15 protein-coding genes are annotated in these 18,858 nt (G+C 69.4%); 8 read left to right on the top strand and 7 right to left on the bottom strand.

All coding sequences use genetic code 11. From position 1 onward, the window contains the following. Positions 1–12: 12 nt before the first annotated feature. Positions 13–2,334, top strand: a complete 2,322-nt coding sequence (locus O7614_RS14140; protein WP_278138904.1) for an FG-GAP-like repeat-containing protein — start codon at positions 13–15, stop codon at positions 2,332–2,334. A 19-nt stretch (positions 2,335–2,353) separates the two neighbouring features. Here the strand turns inward: O7614_RS14140 and O7614_RS14135 are convergent, their stop codons facing one another. Next, the gene (locus O7614_RS14135) at positions 2,354–2,983 is read right to left on the bottom strand and encodes an AAA family ATPase (RefSeq protein ID WP_278138903.1); all 630 of its coding nucleotides are present in this window, start codon (positions 2,981–2,983) and stop codon (positions 2,354–2,356) included. Positions 2,984–3,179: 196 nt separating this feature from the next. Here O7614_RS14135 and O7614_RS14130 point away from each other — a divergent pair, with 196 nt between their 5' ends. The 4 genes from O7614_RS14130 to O7614_RS14115 all read left to right on the top strand — a co-directional run bounded on the left by O7614_RS14130 (position 3,180) and on the right by O7614_RS14115 (position 8,504). Further along, on the top strand, positions 3,180–3,647 hold the full coding sequence (locus O7614_RS14130; protein ID WP_278138902.1) for an NUDIX domain-containing protein: 468 nt from the start codon (positions 3,180–3,182) through the stop codon (positions 3,645–3,647). Positions 3,648–3,744: 97 nt separating this feature from the next. Then, a complete protein-coding gene (locus tag O7614_RS14125) occupies positions 3,745–4,935 on the top strand; it encodes a radical SAM protein (RefSeq protein WP_278138901.1) in 1,191 nt (396 codons plus the stop codon). Further along, entirely contained in the window at positions 4,932–5,954 is a 1,023-nt protein-coding gene (locus O7614_RS14120) for an alcohol dehydrogenase catalytic domain-containing protein (protein ID WP_278138900.1), read from the top strand. Before O7614_RS14125 ends, O7614_RS14120 begins: the two co-directional genes overlap by 4 nt. A 66-nt stretch (positions 5,955–6,020) precedes the next feature. After that, a complete protein-coding gene (locus tag O7614_RS14115) occupies positions 6,021–8,504 on the top strand; it encodes a tetratricopeptide repeat protein (RefSeq protein ID WP_278138899.1) in 2,484 nt (827 codons plus the stop codon). A gap of 246 nt (positions 8,505–8,750) precedes the next feature. Here the strand turns inward: O7614_RS14115 and O7614_RS14110 are convergent, their stop codons facing one another. Together O7614_RS14110 and msrA are read right to left on the bottom strand one after the other, a co-directional pair. Then, positions 8,751–9,407 (bottom strand): TetR/AcrR family transcriptional regulator, encoded by a 657-nt coding sequence (locus tag O7614_RS14110; protein ID WP_278138898.1) that lies wholly within the window; start codon positions 9,405–9,407, stop codon positions 8,751–8,753. 181 nt (positions 9,408–9,588) lie between these two features. Beyond that, on the bottom strand, positions 9,589–10,092 hold the full coding sequence (msrA, locus tag O7614_RS14105; RefSeq protein ID WP_278138897.1) for a peptide-methionine (S)-S-oxide reductase MsrA: 504 nt from the start codon (positions 10,090–10,092) through the stop codon (positions 9,589–9,591). Between the two features lie 583 nt (positions 10,093–10,675). Here msrA and O7614_RS14100 point away from each other — a divergent pair. The 3 genes from O7614_RS14100 to O7614_RS14090 all read left to right on the top strand — a co-directional run bounded on the left by O7614_RS14100 (position 10,676) and on the right by O7614_RS14090 (position 13,541). Then, a complete protein-coding gene (locus O7614_RS14100) occupies positions 10,676–11,593 on the top strand; it encodes an NADP-dependent oxidoreductase (protein WP_278138896.1) in 918 nt (305 codons plus the stop codon). A gap of 48 nt (positions 11,594–11,641) precedes the next feature. Next, entirely contained in the window at positions 11,642–12,112 is a 471-nt protein-coding gene (locus O7614_RS14095) for a carboxymuconolactone decarboxylase family protein (protein WP_278138895.1), read from the top strand. A 187-nt stretch (positions 12,113–12,299) separates the two neighbouring features. After that, complete coding sequence (locus O7614_RS14090; RefSeq protein WP_278138894.1) at positions 12,300–13,541, top strand: PQQ-dependent sugar dehydrogenase; 1,242 nt, start codon at positions 12,300–12,302, stop codon at positions 13,539–13,541. A gap of 66 nt (positions 13,542–13,607) precedes the next feature. Here the strand turns inward: O7614_RS14090 and O7614_RS14085 are convergent, their stop codons facing one another. The 4 genes from O7614_RS14085 to O7614_RS14070 all read right to left on the bottom strand — a co-directional run bounded on the left by O7614_RS14085 (position 13,608) and on the right by O7614_RS14070 (position 18,807). Beyond that, on the bottom strand, positions 13,608–15,503 hold the full coding sequence (locus O7614_RS14085; RefSeq protein WP_278138893.1) for a CocE/NonD family hydrolase: 1,896 nt from the start codon (positions 15,501–15,503) through the stop codon (positions 13,608–13,610). A 166-nt stretch (positions 15,504–15,669) separates the two neighbouring features. Further along, positions 15,670–16,248, bottom strand: a complete 579-nt coding sequence (locus O7614_RS14080) for a TlpA disulfide reductase family protein (RefSeq protein WP_278138892.1) — start codon at positions 16,246–16,248, stop codon at positions 15,670–15,672. Continuing rightward, positions 16,245–16,679, bottom strand: coding sequence for a hypothetical protein (locus O7614_RS14075; protein ID WP_278138891.1), 435 nt, complete (start codon positions 16,677–16,679; stop codon positions 16,245–16,247). The genes O7614_RS14080 and O7614_RS14075 overlap by 4 nt, the downstream gene beginning before the upstream one ends. Before the next feature lie 85 nt (positions 16,680–16,764). Further along, entirely contained in the window at positions 16,765–18,807 is a 2,043-nt protein-coding gene (locus O7614_RS14070; protein WP_278138890.1) for a M6 family metalloprotease domain-containing protein, read from the bottom strand. Between the last annotated feature and the right edge of the window lie 51 nt (positions 18,808–18,858).

Raw genomic sequence — 18,858 nt, 5'->3', positions numbered from 1 at the left:
CGGGGGATCATCTTGTTCAGTAGGTCTGCACGCACCTGGGGCGGCGTTCTGGCGACGGCTGGGCTGGCCGCCGGGGTGCTCGTCGGCAGCGGCGCGTCCGCGGTCTCAGGCGGCCAGGACGTGCCCGACGGCGGCTACCCGTTCACCGCCAAGGTGACGTTCGGGAGCCTGCACAGCTGCACCGGTGCTCTCGTCGCCAGCCGGTGGATCGTCACCGCGAAGACCTGCTTCACCGACGGAACAGCGCCGGTCGCCGAGGGCGCGCCGAGCCGACCCACGAGCGCCGTGGTAGGCCGGACGAATCTCGCCGGCGCCTCAGGACATCGCCTGGCGGTCACCACCCTGGTTCCGCATCCGACCCGCAACGTCCTGCTCGCGGAACTGTCCGCGCCGGTCACCGACGTCACGCCGGTTCCCTGGTCTGACACGCCGCCCACGTCGGCGGAGACCCTGCGGGTCACCGGCTTCGGCCGTACCGCGACCGAGTGGACGCCCGATCGGCTGCACACCGCCACCTTCACCGTCGGCGCGGTGGGCGCGTCGACAGTGGACGTCACCGGCACCTCTGCCGCGGCCACGGTCTGTAAGGGCGACGCGGGCGGTCCGGCCTTCCGTGAGTCAGGCGCCGACATCGAGCTGGTGGCGATCAACAACTCGAGCTGGCAACACGGTTGCCTCGGCGAGACCGAGACCCGCACCGGCGTCACCCAGACCCGGCTCGACGACCTGGGCGAGTGGTTCCGGCAGGCCCTGCGTCTTCAGCCCTACGCGCTGTCCAACACCGTCGCAGGAGAGTTCACCCGCGACGGACGCGACGACCTGGTGGCCGCCGAGCCGGGCACCGGCAAGCTCTGGCTCTATCCCGGGACGTCGACGGACCGGGTCTGGGGCGAGCGTGTCCAGATCGAGCCGGAGACCAACTGGACCGGGTACCGGGACCTCGTCGCCGGCCAGTTCGACGGGGACGCATACGACGATCTGCTGGGCATCGAGGTCTCCACCAACACGTTGTGGCTCTTCCCGGGCACCGCGGGCGGGACCGACTTCGGTGACCGCCTGGTGGCCGGCACCAACTGGCAGGACCTGACCGACCTGGTCGTCGGCCGGTTCGACAGGGACGCCTACGAGGACCTGGCGGGCATCCAACTCTCCACCGGCAAGCTGCTCATGTTCCCCGGCACGTCAGCCGGAGGCACCCTCTGGGGCGACCTGACGGAGATCGGTTTCAGCGGGTGGACGACGAAGCGCGAACTGGTCGCGGGCCGTTTCAACCGCGACAACTACGACGACCTCGTGGCACTGGACAAGAGCAGCGGCGACCTCCACATGTACCCGGGCACCGCGACCGGTGGATCGTCCTGGGGACAGCTGGCCACCATTCAGACCGGAGGCAAGGGGCTGACCGCGCTCGTGGCCGGCAAGCTCAACCCGGACGGCTACGACGACCTGCTCGCCGTCGAGAGTGACCAGGTCTGGCTGTACCCGGGCACCGCCGCAGGCGGCACTCTCGGCGCCCGTGTGCCACCCGTCGGCCGCGTTCCCGTCATGCAGCCGCACGGTCTGCTGGAGTCGGTGACCGGCGAGTTCAACCGCGACGGGTACGCCGACCTGATCGGTGTCGAGAAGGGCACCGGGCGGCTCTGGCTGTACCCGGGCACCGCCGCAGGCACCTGGGGCGCTCGAGTCGCCGTCGGCTCGGGCTGGAACGGCTACCGGGATCTCACGGTCGGCCGGTTCAACCGGGACGAGTACGACGACCTGCTCGCCATGGAGGTGAGCACGGGCAGCCTGTGGCTCTACCCGGGCACGGCGGCCGGCACCTTCTGGGGCAGTCGTGGCACCAAGCCGGTCGGCGTCAACTGGCTGGGGTTGGAGCGGCTGACCGCGGGCCGCTTCGACGGCGACGCGTACGACGACGTGGTGGCCGTGGAGAAGGCCACCGGGAAGCTGCGCCTCTACCCGGGCACCGCCGCCGGCAGCAGTTGGGGTGCGAGCAGCATCATCGACTCCGGCGACTGGAACACTCTCGGCGCGGTGGTGCGTGGCCGGTTCAACCGGGACGCCTACGACGACCTGATGGCAGTGGAGAAGGCCACCGGGAAGGTGTGGCTCTACCCCGGCACCGCTGGAGGCGGCTCCTTCGCCGGCAGGGTCGAGGTCTTCGGCGGCGGCTGGGCCGGCCGAAACGAGCTCGCTTCCCTCCGCTTCGATCAGGACGGCTACGACGACCTGGTCGCGGGCGACGCGGCGACGGGACAGGTCTGGGTATACCCCGGCACCTCCACCGGCGGCCAGGTGTGGGGCGACCCGACCGAGTTCGGGCCGATCCTGTGAACGGCACCGGCTGCCCGACTCACAGACCAGACCGCTGCTCGTACACGGAAGGCTGGCCGAGCGGCTGGCCGCCGCCGTGCTGACGCTCGTCGCCGTCCCCGAGCAGATCAAGGACCACGCGCACCCGCGTCGCGACGTCGGCGCGGGGCAGCTCGACGCACCGGTAGCCGACCTCACGGTACGCCTCGACGATCGCCGCGTGGATGCCCTGCGCCTGCTCGAAGGTCTCCCACCGCGCCTCGTCACGCCGGTAGATCGCCGGCCATGGCGGTGCCACGAAAACCGTCGGGTGATACCGGAAGCGCGCGACGGCGGCGCGGAAGTGAGCCGGCACCGGCTCGGCGCGGGCTCTGATGAAGCCGACGGTGCAGGGAATCGCATGGTCGAAGAAGGCGGTCCCACCGGTCGCGCACGCGTCCGCGTGGGCGCGCATCCCCATCGCGAGGACGAGTTCGTCGAAGAGAGCGGGATCGTTCCAGGGAAGCAGGCTACCGCCGATCGCACGCTGGTCGGTGACGATGGCGCGACCCGCTTCGGGTACCGCCCGGTACCCGGCCAGGTGCAGCGCATCCACCAGCGCGGTCTTGCCGGACCCCGGCCCGCCGGTGATGACGACGAGGCGACTGTCCGGCGTTTCGTGATAGCTCATGGTCCGCGTTCCCCCGTTGCCACCTGATCGTGCACGGTGCGGTCGTCTCCCGGCAGATCGACAAGCCTAACCGCGTCGAGCGGAGTCACAATGTGCTGACCATGGATCGGCCGTGTCGCCACGGGGTCATCCCGGTCGTCACGTGGCAGCATCAGCTCATCTGCCGCCGCAGCACGCAGTCGTATCGGAGATGTTCATGAGACCCGCCCGCCACTTCACAGCTGCCGCGATCGTGGTCGACGACGACCGTCGAGTGTTGCTGGTCCACCACAACAAGATCGGAATGTGGATCTATCCGGGGGGTCACCTGGCCGAGCAGGAGGATCCGGCGGAGGCGGCGGTACGCGAGGTCCGCGAGGAGACCGGCATCGACGTCCGCGTCGTCGACCGGAAGCCGTTCGCCCATCCGGCGGCCCGGACCATTCCTTCCCCGTTCGCCATTCTCGAGATAGACATGAAGACCGCCGCCCTCGAGGTTCACCACCATGTCGAAATGATCTACGTCTGTCGGCCGGGTGCGGGCTCCCTGCGCCCTCAGCTGAACGAGGTCAGCGCCTGCCGCTGGTTCTCGGCGGCGGAGGTCGAACACCTGGACACCCCACCGGAACTGCCCGCGCTGATAGCCGCCGCGATCGACTGGCTGGGCGCGCGCCACCAGGAATAGCGTCGTCGACGCAACCGGAATCACGACACTTCACACCCGGGTGAGGGCGTGGGACCATCCGCTGAGGCTTCCATCCGCCGACAGCGAGGGGCCATGCATGACAGACCGCGAGTCCGGCTCTCACTCTCTCGAAAACCTCACCATCTCTCTGACGTTGGCGTGCAACCAGGCATGTCAACACTGCTGGGTCGACGCCGGAACGGCACAGCCTGGCGAACTCGACGATGACGAGATCCGCTCCGTTCTCACGCAGGCCCGCCGTCTGGGTGCTCGGCACGTCAAGTTCACCGGCGGTGAACCCCTGCTGCGTCCGGGCTTCGTCGACGTGCTGCGCGCCGCGTACGACCAGGGGTTCCGGATCTCGTTGGAGACGAACGGCACCATCCTGAGCGACGCGACGCTCGCGCAGCTCACCCGGGTCGGCGATCGTCTGCACCTCTACGTCAGCCTGGATGGTGCTTCACCGGCCACACACGAATCCTTCCGCGGGCAGCGCGGCGCGTTCACTCGTACTGTCGACAACATTCGCCGCCTGCGTGACAACGACCTCTACTTCTCCATCCACACCGTCGTCCGGCGGGGCAACCTGCACGAGATCCGCGACATTCTCGACCTGGCCGGCGACCTGGGCGCGTCCCAACTGAAGCTGATCCTCAGCGTGCACGAGCTGGGGCGCGGCCACGGCCTCGCCAGCGACGTCATCGACGCCGACGAGTTGTTCGGGCTCCTGGCCGACCTACCACCGCAGCGCCTCTGGGACTACGCCTGGGATCCGCACCGATCGCGGACCCCGGTGCTGATGACCACCCTTCCGCCCGCCTTCCAACCGGGCGGCGCGACGACCACCTGTGGTTGGAGCAAGTCCTTCCTCGCCGTACTCGCCAATGGCGACGTGGCCATCTGTCAGGGCATGTACGAGTTCGACCAGGCCAAGGCCGGCAACGTCCGGGAACGCTCGCTGGCCGACATCTGGCACGACAGCCCGCTGTTCACCAGCACCCGGGCCTGGCAGGTCGACGACCTGCACGGAGTCTGCGGCAACTGCGCCGTCGCCGAGTCGTGTCGCGGGTTGTGCCGGGCCAGCGCCATCGCCCGCTACCGCGACCTGCGCGCGCCGTACCCCCTCTGCCAGGTGCTCTACGACGGCGGCCACTTCCCCGCGGCCATGTTGCGCGACGCCGCTCGCCCTACCCCGTACGCCGAGACGCCGCCGGCGACCGCGGGCCCGCCCGGTCGGCGTCTGCTCCCGCTGACAGCGCTGTCCTCGACCGGCCCCGGTGGTGCATGAGGCAGGCGGTGTTCGTGGCACCGCGCCGAGTCGAGGTCCGCGACGTGCCCGAGCCCCAGCGGGCTGCTCAGCAGGTGCTGGTCTCGGTCGGCGCCTGCGGGATCTGCACGTGGGAGCAGCGGGTGTTCCGCGGCGTCCGACCGGAGTATCCGCTGCTCGGCGGGCACGAGGTGGGCGCGGTCGTCCTCGACGCGCCTGCTTCGACGGGTCTGCGTTCGGGAGAGGTGGTTGCCGTCTCGCTACTTCCGAGGTGCGGTGACTGCTCGTTCTGTCGAGCCGGGCGGAGCAACCTGTGCTCGTACGCGAAGGCCGCCGGCCCGCACCGGCAGCCCCACGGACCGAAGGGGATGTCCGACCTGCTCGTGGTCCCGCACGTCGACGTCTTCCCCCTCGCAGCGGCGGCGACGTGCCAGGACGCCGCGTTGGTCGAACCGACGGCCTGCGTCGTCCACTCGCTGGACCGCAGCGGATGTCGGCCGGGAGACCTGCTGGCCGTGTTCGGCCTCGGGTTCACCGGGGCCCTGCACCTTGCCGCCGCCCGAGCCCGCGGCCTGCGCACGGTCGGCATCGCGACAGCCCGCGACGTGGACGGACGCGCACCGGTCGAGGCGGATGTGATCATCGAGCCGGACGGGCGGGACGCGGTCCGGAGCATCCGCGCCGCGGTCGGATCGGAGGTGGCGGCGGCCGTCGTCACCCGTGGCGGCAGCGCGTCGATCGAGACGGCGATGGAGGTCGTCGGCCTCGGCGGTCAGGTGGTCCTGTTCGAGTCCGTGACCCCGTCGGTTCCGCTCGACCTCACCCTGCCGCGCCTGCGCAGCGGAGAGATCATGTTGACCGGTTCCGTGAGCCACACCCGCGAGGACTTCGCCGCAGCCGCGGCGCTGGTGGCGTCCGGCGCCATCCCGACCGAGGACCTGGTGGGCCGATCCTTCGAACTGGCGGACGTCCAGCGGGCGATGGTGTACGCCGTGGCCCATCCCGGCCGCCGGACGATGCTGCTGCCGAGGCCCCGATGAGGGCACCGTCCCATCTCGACCGTCCGACCGGTGAGGAAGTGGCAGCGAAGCCCTACCGTGCTAGGCATGCTGGCAGACGTCCTCGTGCGAGCCGTGGAGACGGCCGTCGGCGCCCACCTTCGCAAGCGGGACTTCGATCGGCGGCTACGGGCGGCCACAGAGCGGGCGGTGGAGCGTTTCCGCGACCGGCACCTCTCGGTCGACCGGGAACTGACCTCGTTCCTCCTGGACGACGCGCCGGTTCTGGACCTACCCAGCGTCGGTGAGGCGCTACGGCAGCTCGTGCTGTACCCGGCCCGCTCGGAGGACCAGGCGAGCGACGACTTCGCCCAGGTGCTCCGACGCTTCGCCCCGTCGGTGAACGAGGAGAGAGTCGACCGGGCCCTGCAGGAACTCGTCCGCTGCCTCCGCGACGAGCTACAACACCTGCCGGAGCTCCAACCGTCCTTCGCCCTGATGTACCAGCAACAACAGCTTGAGGTGCTGCGCGCGACGGCTCGGCCGACCTCCCCGGCACCGAGCGACCGATCGTCGCGGCACAACCTGCCACACCGGACGTACCACCGACTCGTCGGGCGAGCCACGGAGCTTGAGCTGGTGCTCAAGCGGATGCGTCCCGAGGATCGGACGTGGGTGGTCGTGATCGACGGCATCGGGGGCGTGGGCAAGACGTCGCTGGCCCTGGAGGCGGCGTACCAACTGATCGACGGCGACCCAGGGCAACGGCAGTTCGACGCGGCGATCTGGGTCTCGGCGAAACAGACTCTGCTGACCGCACACGGCATCAACACGCGGCAGCCCGAGCTGGCCGTGCTCCGGGACCTGTTCACAGTGATGGGCTCGGTGCTCGGACGCGGCGAACTGATCCAGATGCCGTTCCGCGAACAGCGGGCCGTCATCGGGGAACTACTCTCCGGTGACACCAGGATCCTGCTCGTCCTGGACAACCTGGAGACCGTCGACGACAACGAGATCGCCGCCTTCCTGCGCGACCTGCCCCAGCCCACCAAGGCGATCGTCACGTCCCGGCACCGCCTCGACGTCGCCTACTCCCTCCGCCTGTCCGGGCTGCCGCAGGACGAGGCGGCGCAGCTGATCGCCGCCCAGGCCGACCAGCGTGACCTTGTGCTGAGTCAGGCGGAGGCGTCCGCGCTCACTCGCAAGACGGGCGGTATTCCGCTCGCCATCGTCTGGAGCCTGAGTCTGATGAACCTCGGGCACTCGGTCGAATCCGTGCTCCGACGCCTCGGCTCCGGTCACAGCGACATCGCCGCCTTCTGCTTCCGGGAGAGCGTCCGGGCGGTGGAGGGCACGGAGGCGCTGTGGGTGCTCGCGGCGATCGCCATGTTCGAGGATCCCGTGGACCGCACTCTCCTCGGTCGCGCGGCGGGCCTCGGCGAGGACGTCGTCGCCCGGGACGACGGCATCCAGACGCTCATCCAACTGTCGCTGATCGACCTGCGGGCCGGCATGTTCACGCTACTGCCGCTGACCCGGACGTACGTCGAACGTCTCCTGGAGGAACACCCCGACCTCCGCGACCGGGTACGCGCCGCCTGGCTGACCACCATGCTGGAGGTCGCCGCCCAGTACCGGCTGCCCGATCCGAGCTGGCGTGATCTCACTCGGCTGCGCTCCCTCGGCCCGCACCTGCACGTCGCGTACGCCTGGGCGCGTGACAGCGGGCAGGTCCACCACGCGCTGGCGCTCGCCGGTGCGGTGCTGGCCGACCTCGACGCCGTGGGCCGGTGGGACGACCTGCTCGCGACCTGCGCGGAGGTCGAGAGCTACGCGTCCTCCACGGCTGCCGACGAGCTCGTCCTGCACACCGGCTGGTACCAGAACTGGATCTACGCACAGCGAGGCGAGTTCGACCAGGCGTGGCTCGCCCTCGACCGGGTCTCGCACCTACCGACGACGCCCGAGGAACGCTTACGCCATCAGGTCTGCTGCGCGCAGACGTACCGTCGGGAGGGACGCCACGAGGAGGCCGCGGCGCACCTCGACCAGGCGCAGGCGTTGGTGCCCGACCTCACCATGCCGGCGGCGTCCGGCCTGGTGGCCCACCTGACGTTCGAGGCGGGGAAGCTGGCACGCGACCTGGGCGACTGGGACGCGGCCGAGCGCGCCTTCCGCGAGACCAGTCGAGTGTTCGACCCCGAGGCGGTCACCCGGGCGTTGGCCGACGGCGAGACTCCGACGTACGACCCCGAGTGGGCGGTACGCGTCCTCGGCAACCTCGGCGTGGTCGAGCATCGCCGCGACAACCTCGCGTCGGCCTCGGCGTTGCTCCAACGGGCGGTCGACTTCACCCGGGAGCACGGCAGCGCGTCCAACCTGGCCACTCTCCTGATCCGCCTCGCCGACGTCCAGCTGGACCAGGGCCGAGTGCACGAAGCCGCCACGACCCTGAGCGAGGCGACCCGGCTCGCCGCGCGGCTGGGGATGCGCGAGGAGGTCAGGGCCGGCGAGCGGCTGACGCTGAAGCACCGTGCTCTCAAGGGGGCGGGGGCACCAGAGGCTGCCTCGGGGTCGACGTCGACCGGATGATGGGGAGTTCGACGGCGGCCGTTGCCGATGCACCGAGGAACTCGGCCAGCTGATCCTCCCGCAGCGGTCGTCACGACCTGCGACATCCGCAACAAACAGTGAGCACGTTCTCCGGGGGGTGAGGATCGGTGTGTGCGGCGCCAGATCTGGCGATGCCCACACCGGGCGGTGATCGGCCTGATCCCAGCGCGGGCGCTCGACGTCGCCTCCCGCGACTCAGGTGGACTCACCTACCGATAGCCGGCCTCACCGGGTCGGCTCGCCGGACGGCTCCACGAGGAACGACTTGATGTGCTCCAGCGCCATGTCCAGAGCAACCTCCATGGGAGCGACGTCGTGCGCGGCATTCGCCAGCAGGTAGCCGCCCTGCAGGGCCGCCATCAACCCGGTGGCCAGCTTCTCCGGCTCGGCGTCCCGGCGCAGCGCGCCGGCGTCCCGCATCCGGCGCAGACCATCGCTGATCAGCTTCTCCCAGGCCGCGAACGTCTCTGCCAGCATCGAACGCGCCTGCTCATCTTGATCGGACAGCTCGAGAGCCATCGACCCGAGGCCACACCCGTACTTGCCGTTGTTCAGCGAATTCGCCTGGACCAGCGCGTTGCGCCACCGGACCAGCCCTGAGAAGGACCTCAGTCGTTCGAGCCCTGCGCGCTCACGCTGAAGCACAAGCGCACCTCGATACCCGACCAGTGCGCGTACGAGCTCCTGCTTGTCGGCGAAGTGCCGGTAGAGCTGAGACTTGCTGGTCTGGCTGGCCTCGCGGACGTCGTCGAGGGTCGTGGCGTTCACCCCACGCACGAACATCAACCGGTTCGCTGCCTCGAGGATCCGCTCTCGGGTCGCGATGCCGCGTTGACTGATCCGCCGCTGACTCGTCGGCACAGCCACCTGCTCGTCGCTCATCGGCCGAGTCTATCCAGCGCACCGGATAGTCAGTTGGGAATTGGACCTTCGAGTCCTCCGATTGTGCGTCGTGCCAACTGATCCCACCTATTCCAGGTTCGCCATTTCAGCGATCGCCGGAGCGTTTTGGTGGACTATTCGGTCCTCACCCTGGCGAAAGTCGGATCGGATCGCCGCGGCGTCAGGCGGTCCGCTTCGGCAGCTTCCACCCAGGGCGGGGAAAGTGGCAGGTGTAACCGTCAGGGTAGGTCTGCAGGTAGTTCTGGTGTTCAGGCTCAGCCTCCCAGAAGTCGCCCGCCGGGGTCACCTCGGTGACGACCTTGCCAGGCCACAGGCCCGAGGCGTCGACGTCGGCGATCGTGTCCTCGGCAACGCGCTTCTGCTCGTCAGTGGTGTAGAAGATGGCCGAGCGGTAGCTGACACCGATGTCATTGCCCTGGCGGTTCTTCGTCGAGGGGTCGTGGACCTGGAAGAAGAACTCGAGCAGCGCACGGAAGTCGGTCTTCTCGGCGTCGTAGACGACCTCGATGGACTCCGCGTGGGTGCCCTGGTTGCGGTAGGTGGCGTTCGGCACGTCGCCGCCGCTGTAGCCGACACGCGTGGACACGACGCCCGGCTGGTGGCGGAAGAGTTCCTCCATGCCCCAGAAGCAGCCGCCGGCGAGGATCGCCTTTTCGGTGGTCATGTCGTCTCCTCAACGTGTCGTTGGTACCGGTGTCGCGGTCACGGGACAGAGCACCCGAAACCGATTAATCAGGCGAGAAGTCCGAGCGCCCCGCAGGCCGGGCTCGTTTCCAGATCACGCTCTTCATGGACTGTATAGTCCCGCTGCGAGGAATCCTAAGCCACCCCGGAGGGTCATTCCAACGGCAGATGAGCTGGCCTGCACCCTTCCGCACCGGCACTCCTCGTTCCCAAAACTGGACTTGACGGACCAGTTCTGGCGGGACTAGCTTCGGGTCGTCCTTCGCTCGCGACCGACGGTTCGACTTACCCACCGGCATCGAGTTCCAACGTGTGTCCGCCACTCTCGGGGGAACCCGGTGCTGCCCGGAAGAACGCCGGTCATGAGCGCGAGTCTCGACGGGTGGCGTCTCGACGCGGTGCCGTGCTGCCGATGCCGCCGCTGTCGCGCCCGCTCCTCGACACCCGTGACCCCGAGCGCTGCCGACGGCCGTGACAGGACGCCGAGCCCGGCACCGCTGATGCTGTTGACGATCGTGCTCCTCGTGATGGCGCGAACGAGGGCTGGATTGAGGAGGTAATGAGTGAAGGCGATCGTGGTGACGGACGAGGCGGCGGGAACGGCCGGGATGACGCTGGTGGAGCGGCCCGAGCCGGAACCGTCGCTGAACGACGTCGTCGTTCAGGTTCACGCCTCGGGCTTCGTGCCGACCGAGATGGCCTGGCCCTCGACCTGGACGGATCGCCTCGGCCGTGACCGGACGCCGTCTGTGCCCGGGCACGAGTTGGCCGGAGTGGTCACCGCTCTCGGCTATGGCACGACCGGGTTGTCCGTCGGACAGCGGGTCTTCGGCCTCACCGACTGGACTCGCGACGGCACCCTGGCGGAGTATTCGGCGGTCGAGGCTCGCAACCTCGCGCCGCTGCCCGCCGACGTCGACTACGCGGTGGCTGCGAGCCTGCCGATCTCGGGGCTGACCGCGTGGCAGGGACTGTTCGAACACGGCCGCCTCCGGTCGGGGCAGAGCGTCCTCGTGCACGGTGCCGCCGGCGCAGTCGGTTCGATGGTGGCGCAGCTCGCACGTGAGTTCGGCGCCCACGTCATCGGCACCGGACGCACTGCCGACCGGCAGAGCGCGCTCGACTTCGGCGCACAGGAGTTCGTCGACCTCGGCGAGGACGCCCTGGAAGACATCGGTGGAGTCGACCTCGTCTTCGACGTCATCGGCGGTGACATCGGGAAGCGCTCCGCCGCTCTGATCCGAGCCGGAGGAACACTGGTGTCTGTCGTCGGCCCGTCCGAGGCGCGGCCGGCGGACGGCCTGGCGGTCGATTTCGTCGTCGTGTCCGATCGCGCCCAGCTGTCTGAGATCGTTGGGCGGGTGCGGGACGGACGACTACGGACGAATATCGGCACCGTCACGACCCTGGACGACGCCGTCGCCGCACTCAACCCGACCGAGCGGGTCACCGGGAAGACCGTCGTCAACGTTCGTCGGTGATGGCCCCTACCACGCTCGGTTACACGAACACCTGGAGGAGGTCGCCTCGTGGACGCCAGGATCCAGAACGTCCGACTGAACGCCGCGTCGAACGAGCAGCTCATGGCGCTGGCCGACGCCGGGGCGGCGGCTTTCGACCACACCGCGACACTCCAGGTGGAACCCGCCCTGGCGCAGCTTCTGCGGTTACGCGTCGCGCAGATCAACAATTGCAGTTACTGCCTCCTGGTGCACCACGCCGCCGCTCGTACCGCCGACATCCCGCCCGCCAAGGTCGAGACCCTCACCGCGTGGTGGGAGACGCATCTGTTCACCGAGAAGGAGCGAGCCGCGCTGGCCTACACCGAGGCGTTGACCCGAACCGCGGACAACACCGTCAACGACCGGGTCCAGGAGGCACACGACAAGATGACCATGCACTTCACCGAGGCGGAGATCCTGGAGATCGTCGCCATTGTGATCAACATGAACATCTGGACGCGCCTCAAGCTCGCCGAAGGCGCCATGCCCGGTACGTGAGCCGGGGCCCGGCGACGTCGAGTGGCCGCTACCCGGCCGGCATGAACGGCGAGATCCGCTGCCCGCCGGAGCAGCCCGAGGGCGGTTCGCCCGCAGACGACAGGTGAGTTTGTCATTGACTCCAGTCAATGTAGTGTGGGAACGCTCCCAGACCGCGTCCACCACCCACCTGCTCGAGGAGCTGAACATGTCGCGACGACGTCGTCGCCCGGCCATCCTGGCCGGGCTGCTCATCCTCACCCTGACCGCACTCGTGTTGCCACCGCTGTCGGCGACCGGCAGCGCTGCAACCGGCCCATCCCACACCCGTGCGACGCCACTCGCCGAGCTGACCGTGGTATCCGAACGGGTGGCGTTCGGCCTGCAGCGTCCGGTCGCGATCACCGGGCTGCCGGACGGCCGGATGCTGATCGCGGAGAAAGGCGGCACCGTCCGCGCGTACCACCCCGACAGCGGCTTGGCGGCCGATCCGGTGCTCGACCTGACCTCCCGGATCGACGCGTCGGACAACGAGCGCGGCCTCCTCGGCATCACGCCTGCGCCGAACTTCGCGCGTACCGGCATCCTCTACGTGGCCTACACGAGCCTGCCGGCCGGCGCACTGACCCTGGCACGAGTGCCCATCGGCGCCCCCGATCGGGTGCAGGTGCTGCTCACCCAGGAGCACGCCGAGTACGGCAACCACAACGGCGGACAGGTGGCGTTCGGCCGCGACGGCTACCTCTACTGGTCGACCGGCGACGGCGGCGGCGCGAACGACCCGTTCAAGAGCGGCCAGAACCTCGGCACCCTGCTCGGCAAGATCCTGCGGATCGACGTCAACCGCAGCTGCGGCGGCAAGCCGTACTGCGTACCCTTCGACAACCCGTTCGTCCGCACGCCGGGCGCGCGGCCGGAGATCTGGGTGTACGGGCTGCGCAACCCGTGGAAGTTCTCCGTCGACCCGGTCGACAACTCGCTGTGGATCGGTGACGTCGGTCAGGGTTTGATCGAGGAGATCAACCACATCCGCCCGTCGCAGCGTGGCGCGAACCTCGGCTGGTCCTGCCGGGAGGGCACGCCGGTCTTCGACCAGACGCAGTGCCGGCCGGGCGTGCGGCTCACCGACCCGATCGCCGAGTACGACCACTACATGACGGAGAACTGCTCCATCATCGGCGGCCTGGTCTACCGGGGGTCCGTCACCCCGGAGGCCCGCGGGACCTACATCGCCAGCGACTACTGCTCGACCCGCGCGTTCGCCATCCGTCCCAAGTCGACGGGTGGGTACGAGTCCGCTGAGATCGGCACCTTCCCCACCCAGCCGACGGCTTTCGGCGCCGATGTCAACGGCGAGCTGTACGTGCTCAGCGACCTCCCGGGCTGGCTGAGCAAGGTGCGATTCGAGCGGGTCCAACCGACCCCGACCGCCGGGGTGCCGACCCGCTGAACCTCGGAGCGATCCGCAGCACCCGTGGGGACGGCCGCTTTCGGGCGGCCGTCCCCGATCAGCCGGTCAGAGCCCGGCGGCGTGCGCGGCGGCGGTGCCGCCGACGACGGGTAGCACGATGTTGCTGCTCTTGAGCGAGACCTGCAGGTTCGCGGCGGTGGTGTCCGCCTGGCTGGAGTACTGCGGGTAGCTGGCCACGATGATCACGCCGATCCGGTGGCCGGGCTTGAAGACGTAGTCCTCCGGCAGCAGCGGGAAGCTGAAGTTGTACGAATCCCCGGGCACCAGCGGCACGGCGATGCGGATCGACTGCCGGTTCTGGGCGTCCATGATGCCCTTGGTGACCAGCTCGTAGTCGGCCGTGGCCACCCGCTTCTCCGTCTGCTTGTAGCAGCCGTCGTCCGTCGGGCTGCTCTGGCCCCAGCAGTCTTCAGTGGTCAGGGTGATGATGCCCTCGCCGGAGGCCCGGTGTGCGACGCGCTCGTCGGTGCCGTAGTCGACCAGGATCGCGCCGAGGTTGGTGTCGGTCTGGTCGGCGGAGGCCCGCAGTTGCACGGTGGGGGTGCCGGAGATGTGCAGCGGCGCGGTCAGTGGCGCGGACAGGAAGGCCAGCCGGTTGGGCTGCACCACGTCCGGGTTGAGGATCATGGTGTTCTGGCTCTGCGTACGACTGTCCTGGAACGCCCCGGTCGCCGGCTTCGCGGCGGGCACCAGCCCGAGACCGCCCGCTCCGGTGGTGCCGGGCTGGAGGAACACCTCGGTGTCGGCCTTGCCGGGGATCGGCCAGTCGGCGTGGGTCTCCCACACGTCGGCGGAGCGCTCCAGGTCCACCCGCGGCTCGTCCATGATGCCGTTGGCGACGCCCTGCAGCCAGAAGTCGAACCAGCGGTGCAGCGTCGACACCCACACCGCGCGGCGTGAGTCGAACGGGTCGACGTGGCCCTCCTGCGACAACCACAGCTTGCGCGGCACGTTGTTCTCCGCCAGGGCGTACCAGAACTTGCTGAAGTGGTCCGGTCGGACGTTGTCGTCGTTGAGGCCGTGGTAGAGCAGCACGCTGGCGGTGACGTTGGGGACCTTCTTGACGTAGCTGCGCTCGTTCCAGAAGGCCGTGTAGTCGCCGTGCTCGTCGCCGTCGGCGGCGCCTATCGCGTCCCGCACCGGTTTGCAGTAGTCCCGACGCTCGGGGTTGGTGACCGTGTTGGCCAGCGACGAAACGTAGCTGTTGCCTCGGGTGACCACACCGTTGCTGCGCACGTAGTCGTAGTACTCGGTCGGTCCGCTGATGGGCACGACAGTGGTCAGGCCCTTCACGCCGGTCACCGCCGTGGCCATGGCCAGCGAGCCGTCGTACGACTTGCCGATCATCCCCGTCTTGCCGTTGTGCCAGTCCGCCTTGACGACCTCACCGGCGGCGTTACGGGCGGTGGCCCGACCGTTGAGCCAGTTGATGGCCTGTTTGGCGCTCAGGTTGTCCTGGTTGGCGTTGGTGGTCGGGCAGCCGGTGGAGTTGTTCGTGCCGACCATGTCCAGCAGGATGACCGCGTAGCCGCGCGGCACGAAGTAGTTGTCGTAGAACAGCGGCCACTTGTCCAGCAGCCCGTCGCCGTCGAGGTCCGCCTTGCACTCGGACTCGTTGCCCCGGCAGACCGTCGAGTAGTAGGGGCTGGCGTCCATCACCACGGGAGCCTTGAACCCCTGCGCGGTGGCCGCCGGCCGCATCAGGTCGAACGCGATGATGTCGCGCAGACCGTCGTTGTCGCTGTCGAAGGTGGAGTCGATGAAGAGGCGTTCCCGAATGGCGTCGGCGTAGCCGAACACCGGCTGGGTGACGCCGTCCTGGACGACGATCGACGGCGGGCCGTCCGCCGCCAGCGCCTGCGGCGCCGCGCCGAGGGTGGCGAGCACTGTCGCGGACAGTACGGCCACGGCTGAGCGCCAGCGCGTTCCCACTGTAGACATGCAGTCTCCTTGATGTGTCCGAGGATGCGTACGCTACGAGCCGGTGGCCGGTGCCGCCATCTGCACGTGTAGGAACTTCACCCGGTGTGGTTCGACGGCTGCGGCCCTCGCCTGTCGAGGGCGGGGGTCCCGGGTGAGGCCGCATCAAAGTGTCTGGGTGACGGGACTACGGCTGGCCGGCCAGCACCAGCTCCCGCAGCCGCTGGTCGAGTGCCGGGGCGTCCAGGCCACCCGGCCAGCCGCGGAGCAGGGCGCCACCCTTGGCCACCAGTACGACGGCCGGCGGCTCCCGCACCGCGTAGGAACGCCAGATGGTCTGCTGGTCGTCCAGGACGACCGGATACTCCACCCGGTGCGCGCGTAGGTAGTCCTGGACCTCGTCGGCCTGGTCGGTGCCGGCCACACCGACGAAGACCACCCGGTCCCGATAGGTGCGGGCGAGCTCGCTGAAGGCGGCCTGGCGACTGGCGCAGGTGGTGCACCAGGAGGTGAAGAAGGTGAGCACCACCGGACGCTGCGCCCACAGGTCGGCCGCGACGAAGGGTGTGCCGTCGGTCAGCGCGCCGGTGAACGTCGGGGCGGCCGGTGCGGTGCCGGGTGCCGGGCGCAGCGCCAGGTCGGCGGGGACCGGTCCGGGCAGCGCCGCCGCCCCTCCGGCCGGTGCCGGCCCGGGTGCGGGCTCGGGCGTACTGCATCCGACCAGCAGCGCCGCGGCCAGCACCAGTGGCAGGACGGCCCGCCTCATGACGGGACCACCGCCACCAGCGCAGGGCCCTCGCTGTGGTCCGGCGTCAGGTCGAGCGCCGGCCGGCCGTCCACCTCCAGCCGGTAGGAGGCCCGCTGCGGCACCCGCACACCGACGGCGAACTCGCAGTAGGTGGGCAGCCGCTCGACCCCCAGGTCCTCGGTGAACGCCGCCACCGCGGTACCCGCCGACAGCTGCCCGCTGGCCAGCGCCGACCCGTCCGGGGCCAGCACGCGAAACGGTGCCCGGTTGTGGAAGTGCTGGTAGGGACCGGTGCCGGCGCAGTCCACGCCTGCGGCCCGGATGTTGATGTCGCGTACCAGGACCCGGACGGTCGTCGGGGAGACCGCCTCCGGGTCGGCGCCGACGGTGCCGCAGCCGGTCGCTCCGGCCAGCAGCAGGGGTAGCAACGCCATGGTGCCTCGCCGCACGTCATCCTCCTCTCGCCCGCCTGCCGGGTCCGCGATGGCAGGCCACCGCGGACCCGGCAGGAACGGGGTCAACCCCGGGCGTCGGTCAGGACTTCTCGACCCGGCACTGCTTGGTCACCGTCTTCGTGGGGTCGCTCTCCGAGGTGGCGGTGAGCTTCACGAAACCGGTGTCCGCGGCGGCGGCAGTGGCGCCCACCGACACCTTGACCGTGGTGGCCTTGCCGAACTGCGCGGTGGCGAGCTGGTTGGGAAGCCAGGTCCGCCAGCCCTTTCCGGCCACCTCCGCCGACAGGCGGTAGACATCCGACTTCAGGTACGCGCTGACGTTCTCCGGGTGCTGCTGGCCGCCGGCCGAGTAGGAACCGGTGTTGGTCAGCTCGAACGAGCAGGTCACTCCGCGGTTGGTCGGCTTGCCGCCGCCGGTCACCTCGCCCTTGGCCAGCGTCACGCCGTGGCTGCTCGGCCCGCCGGTGCCGTCCAGCGAACGCACCGCCACGGTGTACGAGAGCGAACCGGTCGCGTCCCGCTTGAGGTCGATGACGTAGAAGTGCAGTCGGTTGGCCTCGTCGACGTACTCGTACTGGCTGCCGGTGTCCGCGCCGGCGTGGAACAGCGCGTCGGAGAGCTGCCGGTAGTCCCCCATGGTGATCTTCTGCGGGGTGCCGTCCGGCCGGTAGAAGTCGATCATGTCGATGTCCTGCGGGTTGGCGTCCACCACCCACTGGAACGGCGCGCTGTCGGCGTTCTTCGTCTTGCTCAGCAGCACGCCGCTGTCCGGGGTGAAGGAGTCCGCGCCCATCCGGTCGACGACCTCGACCGTGTAGTTGTTGAAGTTGCCACCGTCGCACAGCGGGTCGGTGCTGACCCCGCACGCCGGCGACAGGTCCTTGTTCAGCGCGACGTTCACGCCGGTCAGACCCTTCGGGCCGGCGTCGACCGCCCGGGCCGTGACCTGCGCGACCACCAGGCCCGAGGAGGCCAGCGACTCCCGCGACAGTCGCAGCACATGCTCCTCGCCGAGCAGGCCGATCTTGAGCTTGTCCCGCACTGTGTGCAGCGAACCCATCGAGCCGCCGTTGGTGGGCGGGATCTGCCAGCGGGTGTGCGGACCGCCCGGGCCGTTGAACGACCCGCGCGACATCATGCTCCAGATCCCGGTGTACGCCCTGCGCAGCGGCTCGCCGTACGGGTTGTTGTAGTTGTCGCCGATGCCCAGCAGATGGGTCAGCTCGTGGGCGTAGACGCCCATGCCGGAACTCTCCCCCTGCGTCGAGGAGCCACCGCCGGCGTTCGGCCACAGAGTCGCCGCCGCCTTCCACGAGGTCCAGTCCACGTAGCGGGTCTTCGCCCAGTTCGGCAGGTTGGGGTCCGGCGGACCCCAGGCGTCCGGCACGTCCTCCTTGTTCTGGAAGATCATCTGCCCGAACTCCTGCCAGGTCGACGACTCGTCCTGACCGGCGCTGAGGATGAACACCAGCTCGTACTGGTTGGCGACCTCCTCGCCGACGGCCGCCCGCCAGGCGCCCAGGCCGTCGGTGCGGATGTTCTTGGCGCACACGTCCCCGCTCGGGCAGGCGCCCGGGTTGAACCCGTTGTCCAGCCCGTACTGGTAGGACTTGGCCGGCATCTGGTACGGCCCGAACCCGGTGAGGTCGACGCCGTAGCGGCCGTTGGAGTCCTGCATCCAGTACTCGTGCAGGGTGTGACCCTTGTTGAGGGTGTTCGGAGTGTTCAGGAAGTCCTGGTAGAACGTCGGCACGTCCGCCCGGGGGATGTTGGTCGCGACGGACTGGGGATTGCCGAAAACCGTCGAGCGGGCCCGCTGGGAGACCGCGAACGTCTCGTCCGGATAGTCGAGCGCCACCAGGGCGATCTTGAAGTTGCGGACCGACCCCGACACGCTCGGGTCCGCCCAGTTCTTGCCGGGCACGGCCTTGTAGTCGTTCCAGGTCATCGTGTCCGGGTTCTGCCAGGCCTGCGGGTCGAGGACCTGGAACGGCGCGGTACCGCCGGCGGGGTTGGCCGGAGCCGCGGCGGCCTGCGCCGCCCCGGTCGCCACGAGCGTGGTCACCACGGCTGCGGCCAGCACGGCTCGCCGCAGCCGGGTTCGATGGGGGGTACGGTGCACGGAACCACCTCTCGTCGGAGGAAAGCGCGGCGCCGACGTCCCGGTGGGGGT

This window comes from Micromonospora sp. WMMD961 (assembly GCF_029626145.1).
Taxonomy (GTDB): domain Bacteria; phylum Actinomycetota; class Actinomycetes; order Mycobacteriales; family Micromonosporaceae; genus Micromonospora.
This window is presented reverse-complemented; position numbering and strand designations above follow the sequence as displayed.